Raw genomic sequence first — 26,251 nt, 5'->3', positions numbered from 1 at the left:
CCCGGCTGGTTGCAGCAGGAAAACCCAAAAAAGTAGCGCTGGTTGCCTGTATGCGTAAACTGCTGACCATCCTGAATGCAATGCTCAGAAAGAACGAAGAATGGAATGAGTCGTACCATCATGTAGCTCCATAATTTTATCGCTCAAGACAGTTGCTTAGTTTTATTGAGTGAGTTGATATACCTGCGGCCAGCTTTTAACAAGGCAACCGGGAAGACTACAGCGATGGCAAGTCCGATAAATAAGGCCAGATCGCTTTTAGCTGAGATAAGCGATGGAACCAGTAAACCGTAGATAAAGCAGACTGATATCACCGCTGAAACAGCCATGAGATAACCCTTGATCATGTGTTTCCTTTTGTCGTTTTGGTGCAGAAATGATAAGTAAGTACTTATATATTTTCAAGTATAAAAAAGGCGTCCAATGGACGCCTTGTGATTACGCTTCTTCTGTCTCTGCTGGGGACGACTCTTTCGCTCGCCGTTCGTCTATCGCCTGGAGTGCTGCGATGATTTCCGGGAGTGGCTTCTCGCGGTACATCTCGACGATCTGCGATTTGGTGTATTTCTTATCGCCAATTTCCACGCGCCCGCTGGCGTTCTTGGGCAGGTATCCTTCCTCCAGCATGTACTCAACCAGCGATTCGATGACGTCCAGCCCGCGAGTCGGATCGAAGTAGAATTTCCATGAGCATTTGCCAAACGGAGGCGCGACTTTGTTTTTAATGCACTCGGCGCCTACGTCCTGTCCGATCTTCTCTTTGCCATCCTTCATAACGGATGCGCCCAGACGGATGCGCACCGACGCGTAGAACTTCGGAGAGTCGCCCCCCGGAGACGTAGTCGGATCGCCAAACATCACACCAATTTTGGTACGCACCTGGTTCAAGAAGATGATGCACGCGTTGTACTTACGCGCCCAGAGCGCCAGAGTAGGGAAGTTCGCACTCGTCGCTCGCGCCAGCGCCGTGTTGTCGTTCATGTTCAGCTGATCTTTGTCCTTCGCAGTGCCTTCTGCCATCTTGTCGAACTTCTCAGCCTTCGAGTTCGGAACCATCGACGCCAGAGAGTCGGCTACGATGCAGATAGGGGCTGTTTCCGGAATAAGCTCTTCGTCGCGCACCAGCTTGAGGATTGTGCCTATCAGCTCTACGGAGTCTTCGAAGGTATCCGGCTGTTTGTAGACCCACTGACCGTCGTCTTCGTCGGCGTTCAGTCCGTTCGCTACCGCCAGACCAACGTCGAAACTGTTTTCGTGGTCAAGGAATACTGCCAGACCATCCTGTTTTTGTGCTGACACCATCGCAGCCGTCGCCAAAAAGGTTTTACCGGCGCTTGGTGGCCCGAAGACTTCAACGATACGCCCACACGGAAAACCACCGTCGTAACGTCCGGAAATGGCTTTGTTCAGTGGAGGGAAACCGGAGTCAATCCAGTGGGAGACCTTCTGAATCTCGTCATTGCTGCCGATTTTCTTTTTCAGCGCCAGTGCCAGTGCGGATTTGCCTTTTGCCATGATTAGGCTCCTTTTGTTTCGTTGATTCGCTTCGAAGCAGCGGCTTCGTCAAACTTGATTGCGTCGTGGTTCAGGTGTTTGGCGACGCGAGCGATGATCTTCACGACCTGCTCGCTGACCAGCGCGAACTCGCGCTCAGTTGCAGAAATGCCAGCGGCGCCCAGAATGTTCGGCAGCGCCACCACAGCGTGCTCGCCGTGGCAGAAGACAATCTCTTTAGCCAGCATGGTTGGCGTAGTTGCCCCGCCATTAATGATGGATTTCAGCATCAGCAGTACCTCTCAAATGGCAGAACAAACACTTCCAGATCTTCCAGAAACGACCGGAAATTCAGCTCGTAACACATCTGTTCGAAGGCATTCATGTCGCGTGCGCCTTTAATCGACTCGATTTCGCTGGGTGGGAATTTTGTGTCGATAAGGTTCATCAGCATCATGTTGCGCTTAAAGGCTTCGAGCATCCGGCAGCCCGTCTTCTCGTTGAAGGCGTTCTTTGCCAGCTTGTTGAATGCCGTCTTATAGCGACCCTTATTGATGACAATGGAGCCGTCGTTAATGCCGCGTACCATTGCGGCCACGCTTCCCCATTCATGAAGCAGCTCTTTCGCGCCACCATCACCAATGCCACCGACGCCTTTGATGTTGTCCGAGTTATCGCCCTGCAGCGCTTTCGCTTCCAGAAACGCGCGTGGCGTTGGCAGACCGGTCAGCTCTGCGAACTGTTCGAAGTTCACCTGCTTGTGCTTGGCATCTTCACGCAGGCTTACCCAGCTCACGTTCTCGCGAACCAGCTGGAGCCAGTCGCCATCACCTGTTAGCAGGTAGATATGATCAACGGTTGGCTGCGGAGCCAGGCGAGAGACCAGCATTCCTGCCAGGTCGTCCGCTTCTGCGTCCTTTGCAATGAGTTGGTTAACGCCAAGCGCGGTCATCATTTTCAAGATGTACGGCTTCTGGATGGCAAAACCTTCTTTCATCTTCTTCATATCCGGGTCGTCATCGCGATTCGCTTTGTACTCCGGGTAGAAGTCGCGACGTTTGTCGCTGAATCCATCCCACAAGATCATTGGCCGGGCATGGAGAATTGAGGCGTAACGACGAACGTTCTTCACGAAGCCAAAAGCCGCCTGAACTTCCATCTTGCCGTTGTGTAATTTGTCGGACTGCTGGTGGTAATAGCCCAGGCTGTTACCGTCCACAAAGAGATAATTCACCGGTACACTCCTTCCAAAAAGTAAGGCGTCCGTAGACGCCTTACTGGTCACGTTATGGGATTACAGAGCGTCCAGTTCAGCCAGCAGGTCGTCGAGACCTTCGTCAGCTGGTGCAGATGCAGCGGCAGCAGATGCTGAAGCACTTGCAGCTGCGGCGGCTTCCGGAGCTTTAACTTCTTCCGGTTTAGTTTCCGGCTTGAACTCAGCTTCAGCGGCACGCAGAATCTCTTCATCAACTAGGCTGGTGGACTCTGGAGCCGGAGTGTGTGCTGTAGCGACAGCCGCTGCGCCTTCCGTATGACCAGTGATAGAGCCAAAGCCTGGCAGTTCAGCAGCAGCTGATTTTGCAGCGGAAGAAATGGCCGGAGAGGACATTGTTGCTGCCGGAGCCGCGATACCAATCAGACGACCCATAGTGCGAGCTGTAGACAGCAGACGGGTTTCGTCAGCCTGGTTCGCGTATGCGATCAGATCGTGTTGAGTAGTCCATAGCTTCTCAGGAATGTCGCCTTTGTAGACTTTACGTTTCGGGGATACGTCGTACTTGGTGTCACGACCGGAACCGGTACGCTTAATCAGGAACGCATAGCCTTCTTCTTTGCTCAGTGGGTTGCCGATATCATCCGCAATATCTTCGGACATCACTTTGCAGATATCGTCGAAGACCGTAGACGGCAGCTCAATCAGCTGGCATTTCTCTGCGTCTGCAAAGTCTTCACGCGCAGACAGAACACCGTTGACCAGATAACGCGGTGTAGCACGCATACTGTTAATGCGCTCTTCCATCGCTTTGTTGCCCTTAAAGCGAGCACGACCTTCCATAACCATCTCACACAGCTGGCAAGCGTGGCCGTGGGTGTGTTGTTCGCAGATGTAGGCGGTGGTTACATCTTTGCCTTCCTCATTCTGATGCTTAACGTAGTGCATACCGAAAGTCTGGAAGAACACGCCATTCGGGTCGTCCTTGTTCGGAAAAATGCGCAGATAGTTATTGCCGTCTTTCAGACGGGTCAAATCAACGTTATTGCCACGTTTAGAAGCAATATCGCCACGGGTCTTGTTAAGCAGATCAAGTAATGACTTAGACATGTATTTCTCCTTGTTGTGATTGTGGCCATTGGCGCTATGCGCGTTGGGCGTTCGTTTATTCGTGGCTCTTTCGAGCGAGAAGAATGATAGATCAGTACTTACTTACGATCTAGCATAAATTAACGGGGAGAGTGGAAACGTTCGGCGCCCAAACGTTCAATCTCCACGATAGCCATTTTGGACGCCTGGACAATCATGTCGCGGCGGTGAGAGAAGGCGGCTACAGCGTGCTTGTACAGATCTGCAATGTGCCGGGCATCGTCGAGTTTCTGGCGCTTTGCGAGGTATTGCGGGTTGGTTCTAACCTTCGCCTCCAGTACGGATTCATTGAACTTAATGCCGTTCATGCTCAGGTTTTTACGCTCATTGTCGTAGATTTTTGCCTCAATCGCATCGAGGGAGAGTTTTGCATCCGCGACCTCACGTTCTGCCTGCGCCAGCTTAGAGCCATACTCCATCAACAGGCGCGGTTGCTGACGCCAGACTTCCTCCAGATTGTCGCGGTCGAACTCCAGATCGGACATGATTTTTTCGTAGATATCGGTGCTCATTTTGATAGCCTCTCACTTATTAATGTGTATTGATTATAAAGATTCAGTTAACGCTAATCCAAGATAGACCGTTATGCTATCTGCTCGAACAACTACTTCTTAGGGCTTGTTAATTGCAGAAGTCTCTCCTATTGTGTTCGTGAATTTTAATTGAAAGAAATATGGATTTTGAAAGGGATAGAGCCTTCATGTTTCCGCACGGTATTTATCATTAATTATTCAAATTAAAAGGAAATGTTATCATCATGTTTGATATTTATAATTTATTAAAGCAAATAGAAGAGAATACGAAACCTGATAATTCTGCTATTTGGATTGCCATAATATCTTCAATATCAGCTATTGCTGGCGCTGCTATTGGTGCATTTTTGTTATATCGAGGCACAAACAAGCAAATTAAGTCTGCTGCTGCTACTGAAGATAAAAAATTAAAAGCAACTATAATTACCGCAGAAAGACTTCGTTGGCTTCAAGAACTAAGGTCAAGAAGTAGTGAGTTTTATGCGAATCTCGATATGAATTACAGCTTATTAAAACGACAAATAAATCCGCAGACAACCCCGGCATATCAACAAGCTGGGGACGAGTTGGCGAAAACTGTAATGATTGAGTGTAATCAGATAATTTTGTTACTTAATCCAAAAAAACATAATCAACAAACAATGCGCGACAAATGCAATGAGGCTCTTACTTTTTTTCAGGAATGTGTAGAACTAAGAAATAAAGGTAGTTTTAATTTTGATGATGTAAAATACGCAGAAATAAAAAATCAGTATTTTAATGCCTTGACAGAAATTGGCATTGAAACATGGAAGCAGATTAAAGAATTAAGTTAGCATCTTACTGGTGTAACATGATTAATAACAATCTCTGCGGTAAGTCTTAAGCTGTTTTCAACAATAAGGCTCGCCATCCGGCGAGCCTTATAATTAAGCGACTTTCTTACCAAAAATGTTGGATAGGGTGACTCTGGTCTGGCGCTTCAGCCTGTACTGTCTCACATCACCAATCTTGTTCACTTCCATAAACTCTTTGGCCACCTTCAGTACCAGCCTATTGCGGAACACTTTGAACGCCTCCAACTGTTCCTCTGGGTTATCCGATTCGTAGATCTCCAGCAGATACTGGCACGCCTTCGGATCTTGCGTTTTGAGCGCCAGCGCTCTGGCACATTTACGCAGACGACTGATTCTATCGGCGCCATCCAGCCCGGCGAACGCCAGCGCCAAATCTAACGTGACCGGGCAGTCGATGATTTCCCAGAACTGCGACCGCATGGTGGCCGCAACAGCTTTATCCTGAAAATCCGCTGGGATAGCCGCCAGCGCTTGTGCAATCTTCTGTGCCTCGTTCATGGTGTTCTCTTTGTTCATTTGCTAATAGTCTCCGCTACCTCTGCCAGAATTGCTTCCAGCTTTTCGCCTTCCTCTGGGCGAAAGTACAAAATGTTCGGGTTAAATCCGTAGAAAACGGTCACATCCAGCTCTGGCAGATACTCTTTGCGTCCAACCAGGTCGGATGGTTTGCTCTTGTTGTTGAAGAGTGACGTCGCCCGGCTGCCACACGTCAGCACATAGGTCGGACGCACCAGATTGATCTCTTCACGCATAAAGTCGGTGAATTGGCCGATCTCGTCTTTGGTGTAGTCCTTCTCTTTGTCCTTCACCTTTTTGCACACGCCGGTGACGTAGAGATCGCCCATGCGCAGATCGCCTGCAGTAAGCAACTTCGCCTTAAAGTCGTCGTAGCCGTTCTCCATGAAGTAGCCGGTACGCCCATCATTGCCGTTCGCGTTGTCCAGAATGACCATGATTTTCGGCTTAATGCCAATACTTGGGCGAATCAGGTCGTCTCCCAGACCCATTTCGGCCGCCATGCGAGTCATCAGTACATTCACTTCAGCAGAGCGCTTAGGGTTCATCTCGAACGGTCGAGAGGCTTTTACAGCGTCGATCACCAGATTGCCCATCAACTCTGCCTGGTCGCGCAGCCGTTCCGGATCTGTCGCTGGCAGACTGCCAGGCTCAATCGATGCGAACGCACCTACTTTTTGCAGTGACTCGCGTACCCGGCTGTTACACGCACGCTTCTCGACCGCCTCCTCAAATTGCTCAAGTGACTCGAATTTGCCGCCAACTTTCTCACGCGCTCTCATGATGGCTTGGCAACCATTCTCAGAGCAGCCTTTCACAGCAGAGAATGGCGCATACAGAACCTGGCTGCCGTCTTCCAGCGTGCGGATCTCAATTCGGTTAGATGACACGTTAACGTCTGGTGGCAATACTCGAATGCCATAGGTCAGCGCATCCTTAACCAGCCCCTGGTGCTTATCCTCGCCCAGAATGGTGAGCGCAGCAGCGAAGAACTCAGCAGGGTAATGTGTCTTTAACCACATAGACTGATAGCTGATTAAAGAATAAGCAACACTGTGTGATTTGTTGAAGGCATATCCACCGAACTTCTCAAAGGCGTCCCATATTTCTTGGGCTTTCTCAGGGCTAAGACCTTCCTGCTCGGAAATAACTTTTGCAATTTTCATGTGTTTTTCCCGTCGTTATCTTCAAATGCTTGCTTTTTTTAAGATATTTGCGATTTGAGTGTTAGAGATGCCGAATTTTTCTCGCAACTTTTCATAGGTTGCGCCAGCCTTGCGCAAGGCGACCAGCTCAGCTCTTGCTTCGGCATCCAGCTTTTTGGATGCTCTCGAGACAACGATCGGCCCACCAACACGTGCCCATTTCTTCCCGGTGACGATATGGTGAATATAAAGCTCCGTTAAACCATATTCGGCCGCGAGATCTTTGTTCAGAGCGCCCTCTGACTTTTTAATGCGAATAGCAATGACGACTTCGTTGGTTAGCTTGGCGTTGTAGCGCCTCTCACCAAACTCAACGGTATCGTGTGCAATGGCGTCAGCCATGTTGTCGACTTGAGTACCATACGCGAGATTGAAGGGCGCATTGTTTGATGGTTTTCCGTCAAGATGACGAATAAGTAAGCCTTCTGGTCGTTCTCCGTGGAATGCAGTTGCTACCAGATAATGAACTGTGCGGTCGCATTTGACGCCGTTGACGCTTAGTTTCACACCCAGATGTCCAAAATCATTGATTACGCGAGGTTTGAGGATTTGCCCCTTCTTCACCCATTCGCCCCCTTTGGGGGATGTTTGTATAACATCTAATGAGCGAATGCGCCCTAAACTGGATGCTTCGTAATAACCTTCAAATTCAGGAATAGATTTCCAAACTTCTTCCACCGTCAAACTCCAAAATCAACAATATCAGCGTTGTCACTCATCGCTTCGTCATAGGTTCTGCGTTTGCCGTCAGAGCACATCAGCTTTGCCTTTTTGTGGACTTCTACTGTGCTTCCGTCTTCAAGTGACAGTGTCACCCAGCCTGCTTGCGCTCGTTCTACAAAATCGCTGCCGATCGCTTTCATCTTTTCCATGTTCTTCTTACCGATGGCGGAACGCAGAGCATCAGCCTCCGCCATAGAGAATCCAGCGAGCACACGAGAGCTTTTCATAATTTGCTCTTGATAGAGTAAAACGCCGTTAGTTTCTTTGGTTGTTTCCTCAAGACGAGGATGAATTGAATGTGGAGCCATGAAGCCTTTGGCCACGGAGACATAGTCGTCCAACATGCCGGATTGGATCGGGCCAGGTCGGAAGAGTGCGGTCGTGGCGACAACGGTTTTGAAGCTCATTGGCTCAATGCCACCGCCCAGATCTTTAAGCAGCTTGCGCATGGGGCCGGACTCCAGCTGGAATACGCCCTGCGTGTACCCTGCAGCGAACCCATCCAGAACCTTGCGATCGTCCAGTGGGATAGCATCGAGATTGATGTCTTCCCCGGTACTCTCTTTGATGTAGCGTTTCGCGCTATCCAGCAGATCGAGCGTTGCCAGACCGAGAACGTCCAGCTTAATCAGCCCCATCGCCTCGCAGTAACGTTTATCGAACGCAATACAGCGAGCATTGCCACGCAGCTCGACGGGCGTGCGCTCTACCAATGGAACACCAGCGACGATCATCCCTGCAGCGTGACGACCAAAACCACGCATCAGGCTTTGCAGCTTACACGCCGCTTTGAACGCTTCCGGGTTTTTCGTGGCGTATTTGTCCAGGCTGGCCAGTTGCTCGCGCAGCTCTTCCAGCGACAGGCTATCGTCTTCCAGATTCTTGAACTCTTTGGATACCGCCATATCCGCAGCGTCGACACCGTAAATACGAGCAGTGTCACGCAGCGCCGAAGCAGCGCCCAGATAGGTGAAGTTCGGAATACCGGCAACGTAATCTTCGCCATAGCGTTCATTCAGATACTCGATCACCTCATGACGACGTGCCTGGCTGAAGTCCAAATCCGCATCCGGTAAGTCGAGACGTTCAGGGTTGATGAAACGCTCAAACAGAAGACCGTGACGGATAGGATCGACGTTGGTTATACCTATGCACCACGCCACCAGAGAACCGGCAGAGGAACCACGACCTGGCCCGACAGGAATGCCAGTTTCACGGCTGTGATTCATCAGGTCGCGCACCATCAGGAAGTAGCCGCAGAAGCCCAGACGGGTCAGCGTGTCCATTTCGTACTTCAGGCGATCAACATACACACGGTGGTCAGAAGCCGGTGGTGTGTAGCCAAACTCTTTGGTAGTAAGACGCTTGCGCAGCCCCGCGACAGCCAGCTTCATCAGCGTTGCAGGCTCGTCGTCTGCCATCTTGGGTAGTGCTGGTGGCAATTCATGCCAGCGCCATGTGCAGGCTTCAATAATGGTGTCCTGCGTTGTTGAGGCCATTGCAGCTGTTACCGGCACATCCATTCGAACGGAGAAGGCTTTCAGTGCTTCAAGGAGATGGCGGCGACCATTAACGGCGTTATCTCGCTGGTGGGGAATACGCAGACGATGCGGCTGGTCTATTTTGATGTTGTTCGTAACCATGTGCGCAATGTCTTTAATGTCAGCGTCGTCGACCGCTTCGTAATAAGCGGGATAGAACGCCACTGGCTCTATTTTCAGTGCGCTCGCCACTTTCATCGCCCGGACGTTAATCTGGTCGTAGAATGGGGTAGGGTGCGGATAAACCACGCTGTAGAAGTTATCGCGTCCTCCAGCTGTCACCAGCGTCCCGATAATCTTTGCGAAGTCCCGGCGCTGGAATACACTGCCAATGTCGGACGTCAGCAGGATGATGTTGCCTTTGGCATATGCGGCCGCCAGCTGGTCGAGTGCCAGACGCGGGACAAAATAGAATTGCTCGCGCTTGTTCGCAAAGGTCATCAGTTCGCACACGTCGCGATAACCTTGCTCATTCTTTATCAGTGCCGTGAAGCAGTAGCTGCGATCACGTACCAATGATTCCATACATCCCCCTGACTCTTTCGCAAGGCGGGCGCGGTGCTCGTATGTCGGATCGTCGACAACATTCAGCTTAACACCACAAATAACCGCCATGTCGTCGCCAGCGGCACGTTGCAGGGGGATCACACTGGCAATGTTCATGCTGTCAGCGGAAATGACAGCGGTGTAGCCAGCGTCTCTCGCGATTTTCACCGCGTTTTCTGCTTTTAGAGCCGACTCTCCCAGGGAGAAGTCAGTTCTGACCATCAGAGCCTTCATGTGTTTTTACCTTTCTGGTTTTCTTGATTTTGTCATTGGGGAAGCCAACGAACTTCCCATACATCGAAATCGCAACCTCTTTGGCTGACTGGTGGCACTCGGGCCTATCCGGACACGCCAGACAAGCCCGGCCAGTTTCAGACGCTGCGATAAGAGAGCCGAAACATCCTTTACGCACGATTAACCGAAGATCTTCTGAACCACTTCACGCGCTGCCTGTGCAGACGTGGATGGAAGTTTATTGATAAACGACTTTTCGATGCCGGCAGAGAAATCACCGCGCATCATTCCGATTTTTGCGGACAGCAGCAGCTCGCGAGGGCCGATTGGCTGGCTGATCAGATGCTGTTCATAACCTTCACGGACAAGGTTCGCGAATTTCACCATCTTCTCGGCGTATTCGCGGATGACGCCTGCCTCAGCCAGCATGTTGACTTCAGCCTTAGTGCTCATGTACTTCACGTTCGAAACAATGCCGAAGCGCGAGAAGTTCGCCGCGTTCTGGATGTTCGTACCTTGATAGAGACCCGTTTCGTCGCCAGAGCCGTTAGTGTTGCCAGTGCCAATGAAGGCAAAGCGTTTATGCGGAGTGATACGGCGCCAGTCCGGAGTTGCCTCTTTGATGATCAGCGGCTCTCCTTCAAGAACTGGCTGGTACACACCCAGAATCTGCGGGAACGCGAAGTCATATTCATCAGCTAGGTACACCCAGCCATTTTTCATCGCCAGCGCCAGCAAACCCGGCTCGAAGTAGGTGGAGCCATCGCGAGCGAGGATCTGGCCTGTAACGTGTGCTTCTTCCATAGACGCCGTATGCTGGGCGCGGATCAGTGGTCGATTCAGCAGGGCGCATAGCTGCGTAGGAAGAGAAGATTTACCGGTTCCTGCATGACCCCAGAGATAGCCTGGGATTCCGATTTCCAGCATCATGAAGATGTCTTTAATCAGGTCGAAGTCGCCATACACATAGTTCTTCTTCGCTTCCGGTACGAACTCCGGATATGGCGTGTTGACGTTGACTGTCACCTGTAGTGGTTTTCCGCGTGGCGTTCCCAGCTCTTTGATCGTTACGCCAAGCAGCTCGTGCGCGGCCACCAGTTCGGTCTTGTATTCGACCGTTCCTGCGTAGCCCGGATGTGCGCTAATGTCCGCCACTTTTCCTTCACCTGAATGCTTTTCGGCACGCTTCTCATTGAGTTTGGCCAGTGCCGTGCGAGAGATCGTTGGTTCATCCGGAAACGCAGTGGTGTACATTTTCACCACCTCGTCCACGTCCATACCTTTCGCGGACTCAGGAATGTTCTCGCAGCGGCCCATAGAGATATGGGATTTCAGGTAATGAAAGGATTTGCCACACCACTTGCAGACGATGGCTTCCGGCAAATGTTCTTCTTGCTGTAGTGCAGTAGCGGTCATGTGTTTTTCCTTACTGTTTGTCGTTCGTGGGGTATATCTTATATAAATATATTAGGCTGTATAGTAAGTGATTACTTATTTTTACAGGTAAAGCTATTACCCAAGAATGATACGAGATAGCTCAGTGACGACTGACGCCCCTAACTCTTCTACGCTGTTTACCAGTGCGTAATTTTTGTAGTAACGCCGTGGTGCGTCGGTCAGAACGCCGATAGCCATCAAATCGATGTCACTCAACGTCTCAATTTCTTTGGTGACGGTTCGCAAATGCTGATGGAACCCATCGCCTGCAGCACATGGCGCCCCGTCGCTCATAACCAGCATGATCTTCTTGTCCTCCATTCGCCCTGCAAACAGAGTCGCCAGCTGCGCGACGCTCTCACCATCGACGTTATTGAGCAGGGGGAACGTCTCACACACGCAGCCCATGCGGGCGCGGATCTCTGGAGAGTTAGCTTTCTCATTCCAGTTTTTGATAATGGGCAGCATTAGCGCCTCGAAACGAGTAAACCCGCGCTTCGACATGGTTTCATAATCCGGACTACCAAACGTGGTAAAGCCGGTGATGATGTTAGGCACATTGATACGATCCAGAGCATCCGCAATGGTGTAGGCGCTGGCGAGTGCCAGTTGAATCTTCCTGCCGCCCATTGAGCCGGACAAGTCGATCACCTGCTGGACGCACGCGTTCACGGCTCTGTGGTCTTCTTTCTTGCGGAATACGCGGTCGTCGTTCATTGCCAGACGATACAGGTTCGCGCCATGTATCCGCCCACGTCTCTGGCCTGGGATAAACTGAACTCGGTTGCGGCTGGCGATAGCTCGCTCCAGGTCTTTGGCCAGAGTCGAAGAAACGCCTGCTGACAGATGTTTTTCGATTTTCAGTTCAAAGAGCTTTCTGCCTTCCGGAACCATGCGGTAGCGATCGACCGGTGAGTGCATTGGGATTGCGCCGAACGTCTTTCTGGTGCGCTTTACATGCTCTTCAGCCTCATCAATCAACCGATAAAGTCGTATGAACGATCGTATGGGCGATACTCAGAAAGTGAGGTACTCATAAGCTCTTTGCTGATGGTGGCCGACAGCGCGTCTTCGGTCATTTCGCCTGTTCCGTCTTCCATCTCGTCGAGCGCCTTGAGTGCTTCCTCCAGAGTCATTTCATCCGGAGCGGGAACAAAACCTGACTCACTGTCTTCAGGCACTTCCGCGGCATCTTCATTTTCTTTGCCTTCGCCGTCTGTGTGATCGGCTGCGTCATCTTCCTCTTCTCTTTCTCCTTCGGACTCCCCGTGACCAGCATCAGAGTCTTCGCCGTCATCACTATCACCATCGCCATCGGCGCCAGAGCCATAACCATCGGAGTCATCGGCGTCTTCGCGAATGCCATCACCAGACGTTGGAGAGCCAGTGTCATCACTACTACCTTCGTCATCAGAATCACCTGATTCCATGCCGGCATCATCGGATTCTGGGGTGTATCCTGATTCCTCTTCGCCTGCTTCTGTATATTTACTTTCTGTATCACTAATTTCTTTATCTTCTGTAGGTAAGTCCTTATCTACTGATTCAGGCAAATCAGAATCCCCAGACTCTTCCTCTTCTGAGGCATCATCTTCTTGTTCTTCCTTGTCGTCGTCTTCGCCTTTGGTACGCTTTGGTGCTGATTCACTATGAGTCGGTTCATCACCGGCTTCTGGGGTTTCCTCTGACTCGTCCTCACTCTTCGACGGCTTCCTAGCAGACGATTTCAGCTCTGGTAATTTGCCCTCTGGCTTGTCTTTCATATCCTGCATGATTTGGGCGATAGCAGCTGCGACCTTCACACAGTCTTCTGTGTTCGACATATTGCGAACGGCCACGTCGATCCCATGCTCTTTGAGCAAGGCTACAGGCTTATTGATGAGGTGCCAGTGTTCTTCCATAAAGTCGATGAAAGGGCTTTGGCCATCCCAGGCGCGGACGACCGGGCAAAGGAAGAATTTCAGGAACAATTCACGCTGGTTGCCGTGGCAGATTGAAACCGCCTCTGACACTTTGCCCTTGAAGTATTTGTCGATCACCAGGTTCTGTGTGGCCAGCAAATTGCGACGAGTTCCGTTGAATACCTGTCCCATTCTGCGTTCAATAAAAACGTCTTCCAGCGCGTTCCAAAGCCCGGTAGACGGAGCCTTTCCTTTCTCGCGCATCTTCATTGCGACTTTCGGATCAGTAAAGAGGATATGGGCTACCTCATGGTCGAGAAAACCACGCACTGCGTTCATGAGGGTTGGCGATGCGTCGTCAGGTATAGATGGGATATTTACCAGCACTGGTTCGCCGCGCCGGTTGTAGCGGACATATGCTTCATTGCCTCGCTCTGCAACAGGTATCTGTTTACCTGAAAGCATCGCTACAACTCGTTTTACGCAGTCGCGGAAGTCCTGTACCTCTTTCAGCACAGATCTGGTCATGGCTTTGGACATGAGAATTTCCTTGTTATTAAAACAATTTGTTTTCTGATGTGCGTAATTTATCACTGTACGAACAGGCGACTAAGCTGTTCGTACAGGCTTCTATCGGCAGGAATGTGTTTTAAATGGTTCTCACGGCTAGAGAGCCGCAACCAGTATTGATGAGAGTGAAATGTTTATTTTTTAGCTCAAAAGTGAAAACCGTCGTATCAACCATCTCCACGGGAAGCTCTTCGGATTCCAATTCCGTCAGGATCGTCGCCACGCCATCCAGTCCAATCGCATACGCGTGTCCAACCTCAAGGGCGGTCAATTTAGAAGTTATATTTTTCATTTCATATCATCCAACTGAACACATTTGAAAGTTTGGCAATACTACTACCTATTGTATCAATATGGAATGCATCTATATCAGATACGTCTTACTTTTGCCTGTAAGCTAATAGTGACAAATTGCCTAAAAAACATAGTATAATGGCGGTGTTCCAGGGACTTAGTACCTATCGAAATTAAATAGATAAGTCTTTACAACCCTGGCCTTTGCTGTAATATCAGTAAGCACTTACCAGAGATAAACAAAACACGCAAGGTTCACTACATGGCTACCAACGAAACAGAGATCAAACAAGGTCGCTACGCAGCTTACATTGACTCGTTAATCACAATCTCGCCTAAAAGTCAGGCCACCATTGCCAAAGAGGTTGGGTACAAGAACGCCAACAACCTCTCCCTCATTAAAAGTGGCAAAATCCCTCTGCCGGTAGATAAAGTTCGAGCTTTAGCTAAAGCGCTGGATGCAGACCCGGTTCGACTGATGCTGATGGTTCTGGAAGAACGCCACCCTGAGTTACTCGAATTTTTTCGCGAAGAGGGAACTGCGCCTCTCTCCGCTGATGAAAAACTTGTTCTAGAAGCGTTCCGTAACCGTTTTAACGGTCAGCAGGGCGCATCAGAAAAGGTGGTCGAGGCCATCAAGTCACTGTGAGAAATTTACACGAATAAGCTCGGTGGCTAGACGATCTCCCTTGAATTTGTGGTCTATCTCGTCTAAGTCTGTTTGATTAACGATAGATGCGATGTACGCTGAGAAATTGTTCAAGGCGTCTCGCATCTCATCCATATAATCGTGGCGATCATAGACGCGATCTATCCCTTCAAGGCTGTGGTTCATAATCTTACGAGCAACTTCCTGATTAATCCCCAGAGCAGGGAAATAACTACGCGCTGTACGTCTCAGGTCGCGTGGAGTGAATGACTCAACCTCCATCAACTCAGGTCGTTCTAGTATCCTTCTCAGTGCCTGGGCGACGGCCACCTTAGACATTGGCGTATCCACGCCCTTCTTCTTATTCGAAGGAACGAGCCACTGGCTGCCTTTCCCGTACTCGAACAACTCTTCCACGCATTGACGCATCAATGGGCTTAACGGCAGCGCGTGCTGCCTGGCAGATTTGTTTCGCGTACCTTGATTCCATACATCACGTTGAAGGTTGAACTCATCCTTTCTGGCCCGGAGCACCTCATCGGGTCGTCTGGCAGCGACAAGACAGAGCCTGGCCGCCCACTTTGTACCCTCGCACACGTTGAAGTAATCCCAGACGTTCCAGAATACCCAGACCTCGGCGTCGGTCAGCTTACGTTCGCGCGGTACTGGCTTTGCGCCACCAGCAACTCTGTTGAGCGACATATCATTCAACGGTGATGTATCAATCAGCCCCTGAAAGGCGCACCAGCTCAGGAACTGTTTCATCAGGGAGAACACACGTCTGCCCTGGACGATCTTGCCTTCCAGTATCAGCGGGTTCACCAGCTGGTTGACCAAGACCCTACTTATATCACTTACCTTTACTTCAGAGATATGCGGCATTACATGTATCAAAACACAATGAACAGCTATTTCAGGTCGACGCCTCGTTATCAGTAAAGATAAGCGAGTGAATAACATGAAGGCGGAAGAAAACGACATGTCTCCGTCGAATTTGGCGGTCGACATTGCCGACAAACCGGAAGCGCGTTCGAGGTACTCGATGGCTTCCCGAGAGGTGTTTTCTGCTGCGCGTGCTTTATCAAAGGTGTTTTTCATCGTCCACTCACTGAGTGAAGCCTTTTTACTGTATGTATAAACAGTATATTAGGCATAAGTTTTTGTATGATCAACCATAAAATAGCCTGTTTTGTACAATGATTCCATACTTAATAGGTATGGAATCATTAGAGGGCGATTTCTTTAAATCTGAGAAACAAGCAAGATGATTTTAGCGCTTGTGAAAATCTTCAGCGCAGGCCGAAAAGTGGGAGATTAACTGTGTGTTGGCGGCGCTCATGAGATCGTGTGCAGGGGTAACAAGCGCGAGTATGGAGTACCTATCCGGATGCCACAAATACTGTGCATAAACTAAATAAGTATTACTCTTCTTCTGCCGATCTGGAGTGCGAGGTGGCCAGGGCTGTTCGTCGGGTAGCTTGATGTGGATGCGAGCGAGTTGAGCGTCTACGGCATAAGGTGGAAAAGTGAAGACGGCGTCATTGCCGAAGATATCCGTTGTGGCGTTGTGCTCCTTGCAGTAAATAAATTCGTCTATGAGCTGCTGTTCCAATCCAGGGAACTTATTGAAAGTGGGGTCTAAAAATTCGGCGCGTGTATCGGGGTTTATCTCGACAATCAGAGCCATTTGGTCGAAGCCTCTGTGCCACTGGCGGCCAGAACAGCAAGAGCCGCATGGCTAATTTCTGATTCGCGAAGAGGGCTAACTGTCAGGATCTGATTAACCAGATTATCGAGATTTTTAGCCCCGTGACGCATCTCAGCGACAGCCCTGCATAGCTTGTATTCAGTGGAGTTTTTGTCGTAAGACCGGATGATAGACATCTCTGGTAATGCCTGGAATAAGAACTCGGCCATTGCCAGGGAGCCTATTACATCAGCACGCAAGCCTTCTGCGGCAAACTTTGCCTGCTCAAAATCATGTTCTGCCAGCGCATCCAGCCTGGCGTAAATTTCACGGCCATCAGCGGTGATTTCCTGGATTTTGCCCACACTTTCGCGCAGTTCTGCGAGAGATGGTGCGCTCGCACCTGAAGTAATAGCGCTGCGTTCATCGGTGTGATCTTTGGCATAAGATCCTTGTGACAGGCTGCTTAGTGCCAGTGCCACAACCATTGCGATTTTGGTGATTGAGTCTTTCATGATTTATCTGCCTGCTTTTTGCTGGCTCGTAACTAAGTGTACGCGTTCCCTGAAACTGCGACAAACAGAAACGGCCCCAAAAGGAGCCGTATTGTATTACAGGGTGCTCGCAAAAGCAGCAAATTCCGTATAACCCCCGATAGGTTCGCCATTTACGAACACTTGCGGTATGGTCTCCACCGGCTTGCCAACCAGGTCGCTCAACTTCTCTTTGTTGATCCCGGCAGACACAATATCGATGTATTCGTAATCGCCAAAGCCGTGGACGTACAGCTGCTTCGCCAGCTCGACCGCACGTTTGCAGTATGAGCAATTATCGCGTCCGTAGATAACGACCTTCATCACTTCACCTCGTGCAACTGCTGCTTGAGAAGATAGCCTTCCAGAGGCCAGATTTTGGCAATCGCGTTCTGGCGTGCAATTTTACGTCCGATCTCCGGATCAAAGTTCTCCGGGCTGGCGCACGCAGACTCGCCGGTTACGGTGTAGCCGTTCTCCAGCACAAGAACGCAGAAGGTCAGCAGTTCGAGTGATTGCAGGGCCGGTTCAGGCTCTTCCTGCTTCAGCCACAACGGTGAGCTGCGATATTCGTCCGCGCCGGTAAAGTAAAACTCGCCTGAGATAACAGCTTCAATGCGTTCCGGGGTAACACGCGCGGCCGTTTTGCCTTTGGCCACAATCTCTTTTTCGATATCCATATCGGTCATTTTGGTTTCCTTACGTTAAAAGCGAGCAATCCGGGCACGAAGAATCAGGTCATACGCCTTCATCGTGTCCAGCTGCTTGATGAGGATGATGCGGTCGACATACAGCAGGCGAGCAAACTCGTCGCCGGCAATGTACGCCTCCAGTTCTTTGATGCGGCCACACAGTGCTTCGTGTTCATCCATGACACGTTTCTGGTGTGGCAGGTACTCTTTGGTCATTGGCTTTCCCTTACTGATAGGCTTCCAGTGCGACTTTGCATAGCTCAGAACGCACGCAGTCTTCGGTCGCAAACTCAATAAGGCCAACATGGGAGGAAGGTTTAAAACGCTCCAGTGCATCTTCCAGGCCAGACTTAACATTGCCTGGCAGGTCGCATTGCGTCACGTCTCCGTTCACAATGACGGTTACGTTCTCGCCCATACGGGTCAGGAACATTTTCATTTGTGACGCTGTAACGTTTTGCGCTTCATCCAGAATGACTACAGCGTTCTCGAACGTGCGCCCACGCATGTAAGCGAAGGGGGCAATCTCTACTTTGGCCACCTCTGGCTTTAAGCAATATTCAAGGAACGAGCCACCCAAACGCTTCTGTAACACGTCATAGACGGGACGGAAGAACGGAGCGAACTTCTCGCTCATGTCGCCCGGAAGGAAGCCCAGATCTTCTTCTGCTTGCAATACCGGACGCGTCACGATGATCTTCCCGACTTCCTTATCCAGCAGACGCTGCGCTGCGACGGCAGCAGCCAGGTAGGTCTTGCCGCAACCGGCTTCACCAGTGGCGAACGTCAGAGGTTTGGTATCGAGGGATATAAGATAGTGGGCCTGGGCCTCGTTACGTGCTTCGATGGGAGAGTTGTCACGTTTAGGTTTTGGTGGCAGAGCAGGGGCGGCAGCCAGCTCGTCAACGATGATTGTGTCAATTTCGTAGCCGTGGATGCGTGGTTTTGACTTCAGTGCCTGACGAGCTGCGCGACGCGCCTGTTTACGTTTGTTTCCCATATTGAGTCCTTTCAAGTGAGTAACTGAAAGAACTATACCGACAAATTATAGGTAAGTCATTACCTATTTTGTGTGTATTATCCCTCTACCATATAGAGGGATATCTTCATGACTCACGGCAGTTTTGCTCTAATTTCGAGTAATTTTTGTGCCGTGACGCTGATGTCATAAGCCAGATCTTGGGTTTGGTTAATGATTCCGTAAAAGCGCTCAACCTCTTCAGGATAAAAACGTCTGATATGGGGGATGTCGATATAATCATAATACCCAAGCCCACCCGCGGAATATTCTCTGAAAAGCGCCCAAAAGTTGTTCACTTTCCCGACCAACTCCATACGGATTGTTTCTAAAACAACATCATTGAAGCTGTAAAAGGGGTTATAGGCAATATTATCAAATGCGTAGAGTGGGTCGGTAATGTTGGTGCTAACTTTTGCCCGGAATTGTTCGCTCTTCAGCATTTGGAGGTAGTTATAATTGAAAATATCAGTAATAGCTTTTAGAACACCGATGTCTCTATCTGAGTAATTGTTCTGGCTCACCTGGTGCGTCATTTGAAGCAGTAAAGATTGCCGAGTTTCGGCCAGTTGCTTCCAGTTTTTCAATTGCTCAACAGAATAGATAGTGTGGTCAGAGTCAATGAGCGCGCCATGTGAACGACACATCCATATACCGTTATCAATCGAGCTTCGCTGTTCTGGGGTCAAGCTAGGATCATATCTCGGCCCACCTGGCGCTGCTGCTGTAATATGGGCCGCAATACCATTATTAATCCTGCCGTTTGTATCACTGCTATCCGGGCCTACTGTTGTCTGGTTGCAGCCAAGAAAAGAGCATTTCCAGCCTACGCGTTCGGCCAGTGTTCGCTTCACCGATTGGGGAAAATCATCTCTGTTACTCACGATTAACCTCGCTGTGTTTAAACAATCTTATGGTTATTTGTTAGTGGCGTTTGTCTTCTTCCAGACGCGCCGTTTTTAAGTGTTTGTCGGTAAAGGTAAGTAACGTTACGCCCTCATCTTTATTCATGAAACCGGCACCGTTTATCATCATGATCAGGCGCTCTTTGCCGCGGAATACCTCATAATACTTTCCCGCTGCACATGACATTGTCTTGGCACATTCCAGTCCATTCAAGGCTGTCTCATCAAATACCTGGTCTTTAGTGGCAACCGGCTTACCGTATTCTTTAGTAAGCATTTCGTCGAGCTGCATAAAGGTATATTTGCCGACGTTAGTAGTCATGCTCGACTCAACTTTGCCGTCAATTAATCCACCAGTGGTATGCGGTTCCTTGCCTTCAGCCGCAGTTTTATCGAACAGAACGAAGGCTTCGATGTTTGGGGTTCGTTTTTCAAAGTGGGTTTTGTACTGGCTCTCAAGAGAGTTTTTGTCTTGGCCTATCAGCGTGATTTTATCTACTTCAGACTCGTTACATCCCGTTAGAGCGAGCGCGATCACCAGAGAGGCGAGAATATTGAGGTTGCGCTTTTTCATTTATGCTATCTCCATGCAAACAGCCACGCACCTATTACTGGTGGCACTTCAGATAAATATTTTAGCTCTTGGGCGATATTAACCGATGCTGCTTTGATACTGGCGTACTGCCGCATCCAACTCACTAACATATCGATTAAACTCACCCACAACATACTCCAAAAACTGATTGTCCATGAGAACGCCGTTGAAGAAATTTACTGTTATACCGGCGTTTTCATTCTTTGCACGATTGATTGCGCGGATATCTCGCTTCTGTGTTTCTGACTTCTTTGCGTTTGATTTTAAAAGGTTATGATAGTTTTCGGCAACGCCATCGTTGTGAGCCATGATATTTCTGATGGCAGCTAGATGATCAATGTCCCTGATGCCTTTGCCTCCTATGGTTCCAGTAAGTCGCTTATGGCAATCTTCGACAGTTTTGAACCTTTTGTCTGTCACCTCGCCCGACAATCTATCCATGACATCAAGGCATTCAACCATGCGGTGTTCAAATAACCCGAACATCGTCAGAAATGCCGAACGACGCGTAAGTTGTGAAATCAAGTGCTTGTATTCCGTTTTGACTTCATCAGCATCGAGTCCAGAACATGAACCGCAGGTAAAGTACGGAACAGTGTACCGATAAATATTACCCTCATCGTCCTCGTGATAATCGTCATACTCGCCCTCCGAGACTGCTCCCGGAAGATCGGCATCACTGAGAGCGCGAACAATGTTTGCCTCAGCCTGTTCGGCAAGCATATTCATGACCGCAATTGATGTCTTTGCCCCCCAAAGTTGTAAGCTGAAAAATATCTTTGCCATCTTCTTTGTTCCTTAGAATGTTCTGAGAAGTCTCAAATAGCGTCAACCTAATGCTGCTGAATTCATATGTACGACCGCAAAGCAAAATGGAGCCGAAGCCCCATTTTTATTAAAACTATTTATTCTGTTGGCACCTAAACAATAGGTAAAGCGCAAGTACGGTTAGGACCTGGCTCAGCAAAGGAGCCTGAATAAAAGTCGTTAGCATTTCACTCATCGAAAGATACCTCTATTCGATTAATCAAATGCGCTACGAGACCAAATTGACGTAGATTCATCTTAGTTGTAAGATGAACTTGTATTGACGTATCCGTTCTCGTAACGCGATATGAGGTTTTTTAACGATGGCGTCGTAAAAAAACCAGAAAGAACTCCCGTTCGGGGGTTCTTTTTTTTTGCGTAGTATTCACTTCCCCATTGCACTTCCCTCTCGTTGTATGAAAACTCGGATTGTAGCATTTCCAATAGCTTGTTTAGAATTTGCATATGATAGCACAACCCATATACGCATGTAGGACTGACAGAAATTGCCCCACTACGTACAAAAAAGTTTATGATTATCAAAGAAAAAAGGGGCCGAAGCCCCTTTGGATTATGGTTTGCGCTAAAAAAGTGTTGCTACGATGCTAAGAAGCAATGGTTAAGAACGTCTGCCGTGTCTATCACAGCGCTGAACGGTTTGGCGACATTTGCGGAGTCTTTCCGTTCGGACGGTGGTGGCGAACTCCAAACCGTTCAGCGCTGTGTTGGCGATGGTGGGTGGACTCGAACCACCGACCAGTTGATTAACAGTCAACCGCTCTACCACAGAGCTACACCATCATTTTTCGCGGCGGTACTTGTTCATGGACAACTAGGCAACCAGGAACTTTCCCGCAACTTGCACTTTACGTTAGTGCCAGACGAGGCTTGTGGCTCGCTTACATAGAGCAAAGATCTGGAATCCTTCTCGGTGGTTGACGGCCGCCAGATTCTTCGATCTTATTGGATGTATGGAATCATCCATGTTGTGAAACCAGGGGCTACATAGGCAACAATGATTTCACCAGAGGGTTAAAGAATCCTGCTTTCACAACGTTGAGGCCACTGAACCGATTTATGTTCGACCCAACATATTGATCAGTCACTACAGCTCTGTGGAATCACCTGTATGATTAAAAGAAAAACAGTGACCTCAACGTTGTGCGCTGGCTAACCAAGCCAGCCGGGTTACGTCGCCGCTTTTAACCCAAGATCAAACGACATAAGTAATGGAAATGACGTAACAGGATGGACGGTCAGCTGGCTGAAACCGGGATGATGGAATGGAATGAGGAAAACCAACCGCCCATCCTGTTACTTCATCGAATAGGGCATGGGTGGTGCAACATGCCCTATCCTGCGTTCTGCAATCACACTCGCTCAGTGTGTCCCATTTTGGTGACGAGGCTGGAAACTGACCTCGCTGGTGTTTGGCTTCTTAGGCTACTGCCAGGTACGTATCTTCGTTTGCAGTTATATTTAACGTTCAAACAGTCGCGTCTCAACGAAAACAAGTGAATCTTATACATATTAAATAAGTAAGTAAATACTTATTTTTCTGTAACTCGTTCAGTTGCTATCTTTTTGATCAAACTCACCTTCTGTTCCGGCGTTCTCGTGATGATGGCCGTAAAACGCTTCGCTTGAATAGTGATAGTTTCGTTCTCCTTGAGTTCACCGTAGTGAGTCTCCAGCAGAGAACCCAGGCGCCACAGACCGTCGTCTATGCGTTTATGGCTGGCAAATCTGATCAGCAGTAGCTTTACGATTAACTGACCAATGTAAAAGGCATATCCGAAGCCGGCCGCCACAAGGTAGGTTACCAGCCACCAGTCGAAAGAGGTCAAATTGCTCATTTCCGCACTCCCGTCTCGTGAACAACCCGATACAGACGCCTACCGATGCGAAGCGTTTTGGTTTTCAGTTCCTGCCTAACCAGATCGCGACAGATACTGAAGCCGAGGGCCACGCCCCCAGCAAAAGACAATAGGATGTATGGAATCATCAGAACGCCCCCGCCTCAGTCAATCGCTGCAACAGTGAGTGCCCTTTTTCAGTGAGTTGATAGTTCTCCACACATCCCTTTGGCGAAACGTTAGCGACAAGATTCATACGTTCCAGTTTGGCGCGGGTCTTTGGCTTCCAGTTGGCGTAGAACTCTTTCCACTGGCTGATTTCACGCAGAGTTTCTTTCTCCCGTTTACTTAACATGATCATCCTTAATCTCCTTCAGTGTGTACGTGATATCTACAATGCGGTAAATGCGGCCGCGCCTCTGCATGACACCGGCTTTTACGTAATCGTTGATGCAGCTGGACATAACCAGACTGCCGATAACAATTCCGACGACCAAAAATACAATCATCCAGCCGAGCATCAGTCTTTATCTCCAATACGGTCTTCGGTATCTCGCAAACATTTCGGCCACTTCAGACGTGGGTGGCGTAAGCTACCGTCTGGCGTTTTCTCATGGCAGTGAACCTCGACGATGCGTCCACGATACTTCTCTTGATTGTTCCAGATCTCATCCAGGTACTTATGCTTGATACCACTGGCACGAACGATGACGCAGTTCTCCAGACGAATCACTATCTTGCCCAGCGTATGCGCAAAGCCAGAGTCCGGGTCGCCTGGCTCGAAGTCGATGATTTCACCATCTTCGGAATCCTCGTCTTTCAGCTTCCACCAGCTGCGGGTACGCTTGAACTCGTAAACAGAATCCGGATCTTTGCCCATCTCCCCCTCTTCGTTCTCGTCCAGGCGCTTCATGAAGCGTTCGATGAAGTCTTCATGACTATGGATGATGTAGAACGGATGCAGGTGGACATCTTGCGCGTAATCTTCCCCGCAAGTGTTGCGGAACAACGCCACCAGCATAGCCAGGCGCTCTTTCAGCTTCATGCCGGTCTTCAGGTACTCTTTGCTTTTTGCCTGAGCACGCCACTCCGGTAAGAAGAAATCGAAGATGTGGTAAACGGCACCAATGGCTTTCACGTTCTTCTTGCGAAGCGCCGACACGGACTGGTTGAACGTACCTGCAGTACCCTCACCATCGAAAAAGATGTGCTTGAAACCGGAGAGTCTGCCTCGCTCCAGCATGGCTGGTTTAAGGTGATCGAGTGACGTAATCGGATTGCCGGTGCGAGTCAGGAAGTTCACCTCTTCCTCGTCAACGATGACTTCGCAGATAACCCGGAGACCATCGAGTTTGAGGCTGCCGATCATTGGCCACTTGGCCTTTGGATTTGGTTTAAATGGGTATTTGTCGCCTTTCTCCTTGTACGGAGACGCCAGCTGTACCTCAAACTTCGGAATTGGGTTTTCGAACACCTTGTTGCACAGGCTGATACCGACGCCGGCTTTCGGATCTTTCAGCAGGAAGCGACGAAACACGTCCTGTCCGTCAGCGCACATTGAGGCAACGAGTGATTCGACGGCAGTAATGGCCGCGTTCCCGGTCAGTTCGCGCGCCGCCAGCTTCTCCAGCAGCTCGACTACCTTCTGGTCGCTGGGTACGGAAGTATCGAGTGGCTCGGCCACTTTGTACTTCTTCACACCGAATCGAATGAATGGGTTGAGCATTAGCGAGACCATGCTCTGCTCAAATTCATCAAGGTTGGCCAGCGCCTCTTTCTTGGCGTTGGTTCCCATCGTTTTTATGGCATCCAGCTTGTGCTTTAGGGCGATCAGTTTTTCCATTAGTGTTTAACCTCCATCGGTCGCTCGGGAGTTTTCATGTGTTTTCTTTGGTTGCTTCTTCAATGAGTGCCGCGTACACGTCAGTGACGGGCGCCAGTGAATCGGTGGACGTGGTTTCGGGTTTGGCTGGTTCTGTTTTCTTCGTGCGTTGAACCAGACTGTTAATCGTCATGGTGTTGCGCTTCCGGGTGAGCGTTCTGGCATGGTCGTTTTGCTCTTCCACTTCTTTGATAAGCGCAGCCATATCGATGAAGTAGAGCTGTTCGCCTTTGCGGATCTCTTCGACCATCATCTTCAGCGCCTGGCATTTGCCAGCAGCAATGGCCGCAGCGCAGGACTGGAACGATGTCGCCGGGAGACGCTTCTCTTTGTAGGCAAGGATGGTGTGCTGGCAGACTGTATAGCTGCAATGGGCCTCATGGCCGTTGATCTTCACTTCCGGACAGCGCAGCGAATAACCGTTGTTTCCGGAGATAGACGGGATTTTCGACAAATCTGTTCTTGTGGACATGCTTCTAACCGAAGTCGTGTACTTACTTATTGAGCGCAGTTTAAAAAAGCCCCACCAGGGGGCTAAATGGTTTTTCGAGGCTTACCAGGTCGCCCAGCCAGTCATTTTGTCCTGAGCGGCTTCGAACCGGTATGGCTCCAGTAAATCGTTGGCATGGTGGACGGCGTAGGATTTTGCCTCCTGTTTAATCATCGGCAGCTCGTTGGCCAGGCGTGCCACCTGCCCTGCAAAACTGGCGAGCACACCGTCACATGCCTGACCCGCGTCGACAATGATGCGCACCAGGTCTAAGTCGCTGCGGCACATATCGCAGATGATGCCGTATTCCACCTCTCGAATGCGCTCAACGGCTTTTTTGGTATCGCCACTGACCACCAATTCCAGCAAACCCTGTGGTGTTGTCAGATCTGTAACGCGTTCGGTAACTTCAGGCAGTTCGACAATGCTCAGGAACGCCGCGATAGACGGATCATCCTCTACACCAGCCCTGCCATTGATCGCGCGAAGAGTCGCGTCGACAATTTCCTCAAACCGTTCACCTTCATCGCACACCGCCTGATTGGTGTAGACAACGCGACCGTCGTACCATGCACCGGCGCGTACTTCGACCGTTGCATCCTTCATCTTGCGAGTGAACGCCACGAGTGCAGCGCGTTTCTGCTTAACACCAGGCAGCTCCGGGGACTCTCCAAAACGAACCCAGACCCGCATGTATTTCGAGCCTTCCCCAAGAGGTGCGGTGCTCACAGACGTGGCGATGTGCTCCAGCGCAGTTTGGATCGCCTCATCGATAATCTTCTGGCGCTCTTCTGTATCAATTTCTACGCCTGATTTGTCGACGATTTCGGTAACGGACTTCTGAATATCTGCTTTCATAAAGGTTCCTCAATTCCTTCGTCGAGCATATTCTTACAGAAAAATAAGTATGTATCTACTTACTTTATCAGGCTATACATTGCTAGC

General features: G+C 49.7%; 29 protein-coding genes, 1 tRNA gene and 3 pseudogenes. 3 read left to right on the top strand and 30 right to left on the bottom strand.

Annotated elements, in window-relative coordinates:
* A pseudogene (locus B9P82_RS22560) lies at positions 1–134 on the top strand (IS110 family transposase); the annotation flags it as partial.
* A 9-nt stretch (positions 135–143) separates the two neighbouring features.
* Here B9P82_RS22560 and B9P82_RS22555 read toward each other — a convergent pair.
* From B9P82_RS22555 to B9P82_RS22530, 6 genes are all read right to left on the bottom strand, one after another.
* Positions 144–347: a hypothetical protein gene (locus tag B9P82_RS22555; RefSeq protein WP_101700970.1), complete on the bottom strand. Its 204-nt coding sequence runs from the start codon at positions 345–347 to the stop codon at positions 144–146.
* Positions 348–438: 91 nt separating this feature from the next.
* Positions 439–1,515, bottom strand: coding sequence for a recombinase RecA (locus tag B9P82_RS22550; RefSeq protein WP_001051805.1), 1,077 nt, complete (start codon positions 1,513–1,515; stop codon positions 439–441).
* A 2-nt stretch (positions 1,516–1,517) separates the two neighbouring features.
* Positions 1,518–1,784: a hypothetical protein gene (locus B9P82_RS22545; RefSeq protein WP_101700969.1), complete on the bottom strand. Its 267-nt coding sequence runs from the start codon at positions 1,782–1,784 to the stop codon at positions 1,518–1,520.
* Positions 1,784–2,728 carry a 5'-3' exonuclease family protein gene (locus tag B9P82_RS22540; protein WP_101700968.1) on the bottom strand — a complete coding sequence of 315 codons (945 nt, stop codon included), beginning with the start codon at positions 2,726–2,728 and terminating at the stop codon, positions 1,784–1,786. Before B9P82_RS22540 ends, B9P82_RS22545 begins: the two co-directional genes overlap by 1 nt.
* Positions 2,729–2,788: 60 nt before the next feature.
* Positions 2,789–3,817 carry a hypothetical protein gene (locus B9P82_RS22535; protein WP_004110098.1) on the bottom strand — a complete coding sequence of 343 codons (1,029 nt, stop codon included), beginning with the start codon at positions 3,815–3,817 and terminating at the stop codon, positions 2,789–2,791.
* Between the two features lie 119 nt (positions 3,818–3,936).
* Positions 3,937–4,368: a hypothetical protein gene (locus B9P82_RS22530; protein ID WP_101700967.1), complete on the bottom strand. Its 432-nt coding sequence runs from the start codon at positions 4,366–4,368 to the stop codon at positions 3,937–3,939.
* Positions 4,369–4,613: 245 nt separating this feature from the next.
* Here B9P82_RS22530 and B9P82_RS22525 point away from each other — a divergent pair, with 245 nt between their 5' ends.
* The gene (locus B9P82_RS22525; protein WP_101700966.1) at positions 4,614–5,204 is read left to right on the top strand and encodes a hypothetical protein; all 591 of its coding nucleotides are present in this window, start codon (positions 4,614–4,616) and stop codon (positions 5,202–5,204) included.
* Positions 5,205–5,297: 93 nt separating this feature from the next.
* On the opposite strand, the gene B9P82_RS22520 is transcribed toward B9P82_RS22525, so the two are convergent.
* The 7 genes and pseudogenes from B9P82_RS22520 to B9P82_RS22485 form a co-directional block, all read right to left on the bottom strand.
* Positions 5,298–5,741 carry a DUF7740 domain-containing protein gene (locus B9P82_RS22520; protein WP_023180925.1) on the bottom strand — a complete coding sequence of 148 codons (444 nt, stop codon included), beginning with the start codon at positions 5,739–5,741 and terminating at the stop codon, positions 5,298–5,300.
* Positions 5,738–6,877: pseudogene (locus tag B9P82_RS22515) on the bottom strand (DNA polymerase III subunit alpha); the annotation flags it as partial. The gene B9P82_RS22520 and the pseudogene B9P82_RS22515, both read right to left, overlap by 4 nt.
* Positions 6,878–6,928: 51 nt before the next feature.
* Positions 6,929–7,624, bottom strand: coding sequence for an NUMOD4 motif-containing HNH endonuclease (locus B9P82_RS22510; protein ID WP_168188460.1), 696 nt, complete (start codon positions 7,622–7,624; stop codon positions 6,929–6,931).
* 2 nt (positions 7,625–7,626) lie between these two features.
* A complete protein-coding gene (dnaE, locus tag B9P82_RS22505; protein WP_101700964.1) occupies positions 7,627–9,990 on the bottom strand; it encodes a DNA polymerase III subunit alpha in 2,364 nt (787 codons plus the stop codon).
* 180 nt (positions 9,991–10,170) lie between these two features.
* Positions 10,171–11,406, bottom strand: a complete 1,236-nt coding sequence (locus tag B9P82_RS22495) for an AAA family ATPase (protein ID WP_058806268.1) — start codon at positions 11,404–11,406, stop codon at positions 10,171–10,173.
* Positions 11,407–11,502: 96 nt separating this feature from the next.
* Positions 11,503–13,868 (bottom strand): annotated as a pseudogene (locus B9P82_RS22490) (porphyrin biosynthesis protein).
* Positions 13,869–13,977: 109 nt separating this feature from the next.
* Positions 13,978–14,190, bottom strand: a complete 213-nt coding sequence (locus B9P82_RS22485) for a hypothetical protein (protein WP_004110118.1) — start codon at positions 14,188–14,190, stop codon at positions 13,978–13,980.
* Positions 14,191–14,454: 264 nt separating this feature from the next.
* Here B9P82_RS22485 and B9P82_RS22480 point away from each other — a divergent pair, with 264 nt between their 5' ends.
* Positions 14,455–14,841, top strand: a complete 387-nt coding sequence (locus B9P82_RS22480) for a transcriptional regulator (RefSeq protein ID WP_000224608.1) — start codon at positions 14,455–14,457, stop codon at positions 14,839–14,841.
* Here the strand turns inward: B9P82_RS22480 and B9P82_RS22475 are convergent.
* The 17 genes from B9P82_RS22475 to B9P82_RS22380 form a co-directional block, all read right to left on the bottom strand.
* Positions 14,833–15,939 carry a tyrosine-type recombinase/integrase gene (locus B9P82_RS22475; RefSeq protein ID WP_101700963.1) on the bottom strand — a complete coding sequence of 369 codons (1,107 nt, stop codon included), beginning with the start codon at positions 15,937–15,939 and terminating at the stop codon, positions 14,833–14,835. The two genes, B9P82_RS22480 and B9P82_RS22475, sit on opposite strands and share 9 nt — an antisense overlap.
* Positions 15,940–16,111: 172 nt before the next feature.
* Complete coding sequence (locus B9P82_RS22470) at positions 16,112–16,528, bottom strand: type II toxin-antitoxin system YafO family toxin (protein WP_101700962.1); 417 nt, start codon at positions 16,526–16,528, stop codon at positions 16,112–16,114.
* Positions 16,519–17,043 carry a hypothetical protein gene (locus B9P82_RS22465; protein ID WP_101700961.1) on the bottom strand — a complete coding sequence of 175 codons (525 nt, stop codon included), beginning with the start codon at positions 17,041–17,043 and terminating at the stop codon, positions 16,519–16,521. The genes B9P82_RS22470 and B9P82_RS22465 overlap by 10 nt, the downstream gene beginning before the upstream one ends.
* A gap of 96 nt (positions 17,044–17,139) precedes the next feature.
* The gene (locus B9P82_RS22460; RefSeq protein WP_101700960.1) at positions 17,140–17,385 is read right to left on the bottom strand and encodes a GrxA family glutaredoxin; all 246 of its coding nucleotides are present in this window, start codon (positions 17,383–17,385) and stop codon (positions 17,140–17,142) included.
* Positions 17,385–17,750 carry a Gp49 family protein gene (locus B9P82_RS22455; protein WP_101700959.1) on the bottom strand — a complete coding sequence of 122 codons (366 nt, stop codon included), beginning with the start codon at positions 17,748–17,750 and terminating at the stop codon, positions 17,385–17,387. Before B9P82_RS22455 ends, B9P82_RS22460 begins: the two co-directional genes overlap by 1 nt.
* Before the next feature lie 15 nt (positions 17,751–17,765).
* Entirely contained in the window at positions 17,766–17,969 is a 204-nt protein-coding gene (locus B9P82_RS22450; protein ID WP_000159906.1) for a crAss001_48 related protein, read from the bottom strand.
* Between the two features lie 10 nt (positions 17,970–17,979).
* Positions 17,980–18,753, bottom strand: a complete 774-nt coding sequence (phoH, locus tag B9P82_RS22445; RefSeq protein WP_045339937.1) for a phosphate starvation-inducible protein PhoH — start codon at positions 18,751–18,753, stop codon at positions 17,980–17,982.
* A 113-nt stretch (positions 18,754–18,866) separates the two neighbouring features.
* Positions 18,867–19,655: a hypothetical protein gene (locus tag B9P82_RS22440; RefSeq protein ID WP_223229471.1), complete on the bottom strand. Its 789-nt coding sequence runs from the start codon at positions 19,653–19,655 to the stop codon at positions 18,867–18,869.
* Between the two features lie 40 nt (positions 19,656–19,695).
* A complete protein-coding gene (locus B9P82_RS22435; RefSeq protein WP_101700958.1) occupies positions 19,696–20,250 on the bottom strand; it encodes a hypothetical protein in 555 nt (184 codons plus the stop codon).
* Positions 20,251–20,328: 78 nt separating this feature from the next.
* Complete coding sequence (locus B9P82_RS22430) at positions 20,329–21,057, bottom strand: hypothetical protein (RefSeq protein ID WP_101700957.1); 729 nt, start codon at positions 21,055–21,057, stop codon at positions 20,329–20,331.
* Positions 21,058–21,804: 747 nt separating this feature from the next.
* Positions 21,805–21,879 (bottom strand) — tRNA-Asn (locus B9P82_RS22420).
* Positions 21,880–22,628: 749 nt separating this feature from the next.
* A complete protein-coding gene (locus tag B9P82_RS22415; protein WP_023180935.1) occupies positions 22,629–22,934 on the bottom strand; it encodes a hypothetical protein in 306 nt (101 codons plus the stop codon).
* Between the two features lie 148 nt (positions 22,935–23,082).
* On the bottom strand, positions 23,083–23,295 hold the full coding sequence (locus B9P82_RS22405; RefSeq protein ID WP_168188459.1) for a hypothetical protein: 213 nt from the start codon (positions 23,293–23,295) through the stop codon (positions 23,083–23,085).
* Entirely contained in the window at positions 23,279–23,443 is a 165-nt protein-coding gene (locus tag B9P82_RS29075; RefSeq protein WP_172687143.1) for a hypothetical protein, read from the bottom strand. Before B9P82_RS29075 ends, B9P82_RS22405 begins: the two co-directional genes overlap by 17 nt.
* Before the next feature lie 11 nt (positions 23,444–23,454).
* Positions 23,455–24,777: an ATP-dependent DNA ligase gene (locus B9P82_RS22395; RefSeq protein WP_101700955.1), complete on the bottom strand. Its 1,323-nt coding sequence runs from the start codon at positions 24,775–24,777 to the stop codon at positions 23,455–23,457.
* A 34-nt stretch (positions 24,778–24,811) separates the two neighbouring features.
* Positions 24,812–25,288: a hypothetical protein gene (locus B9P82_RS28710; protein ID WP_172687907.1), complete on the bottom strand. Its 477-nt coding sequence runs from the start codon at positions 25,286–25,288 to the stop codon at positions 24,812–24,814.
* A gap of 81 nt (positions 25,289–25,369) precedes the next feature.
* A complete protein-coding gene (locus B9P82_RS22380; RefSeq protein ID WP_101700954.1) occupies positions 25,370–26,164 on the bottom strand; it encodes a hypothetical protein in 795 nt (264 codons plus the stop codon).
* Between the last annotated feature and the right edge of the window lie 87 nt (positions 26,165–26,251).

It is taken from the genome of Citrobacter sp. L55, from assembly GCF_002850715.1.
Classification (GTDB): domain Bacteria; phylum Pseudomonadota; class Gammaproteobacteria; order Enterobacterales; family Enterobacteriaceae; genus Citrobacter; species Citrobacter braakii.
The sequence above is the reverse complement of the archived record's forward strand: the minus strand, read 5'-3'. Positions and strand labels throughout refer to the sequence as shown.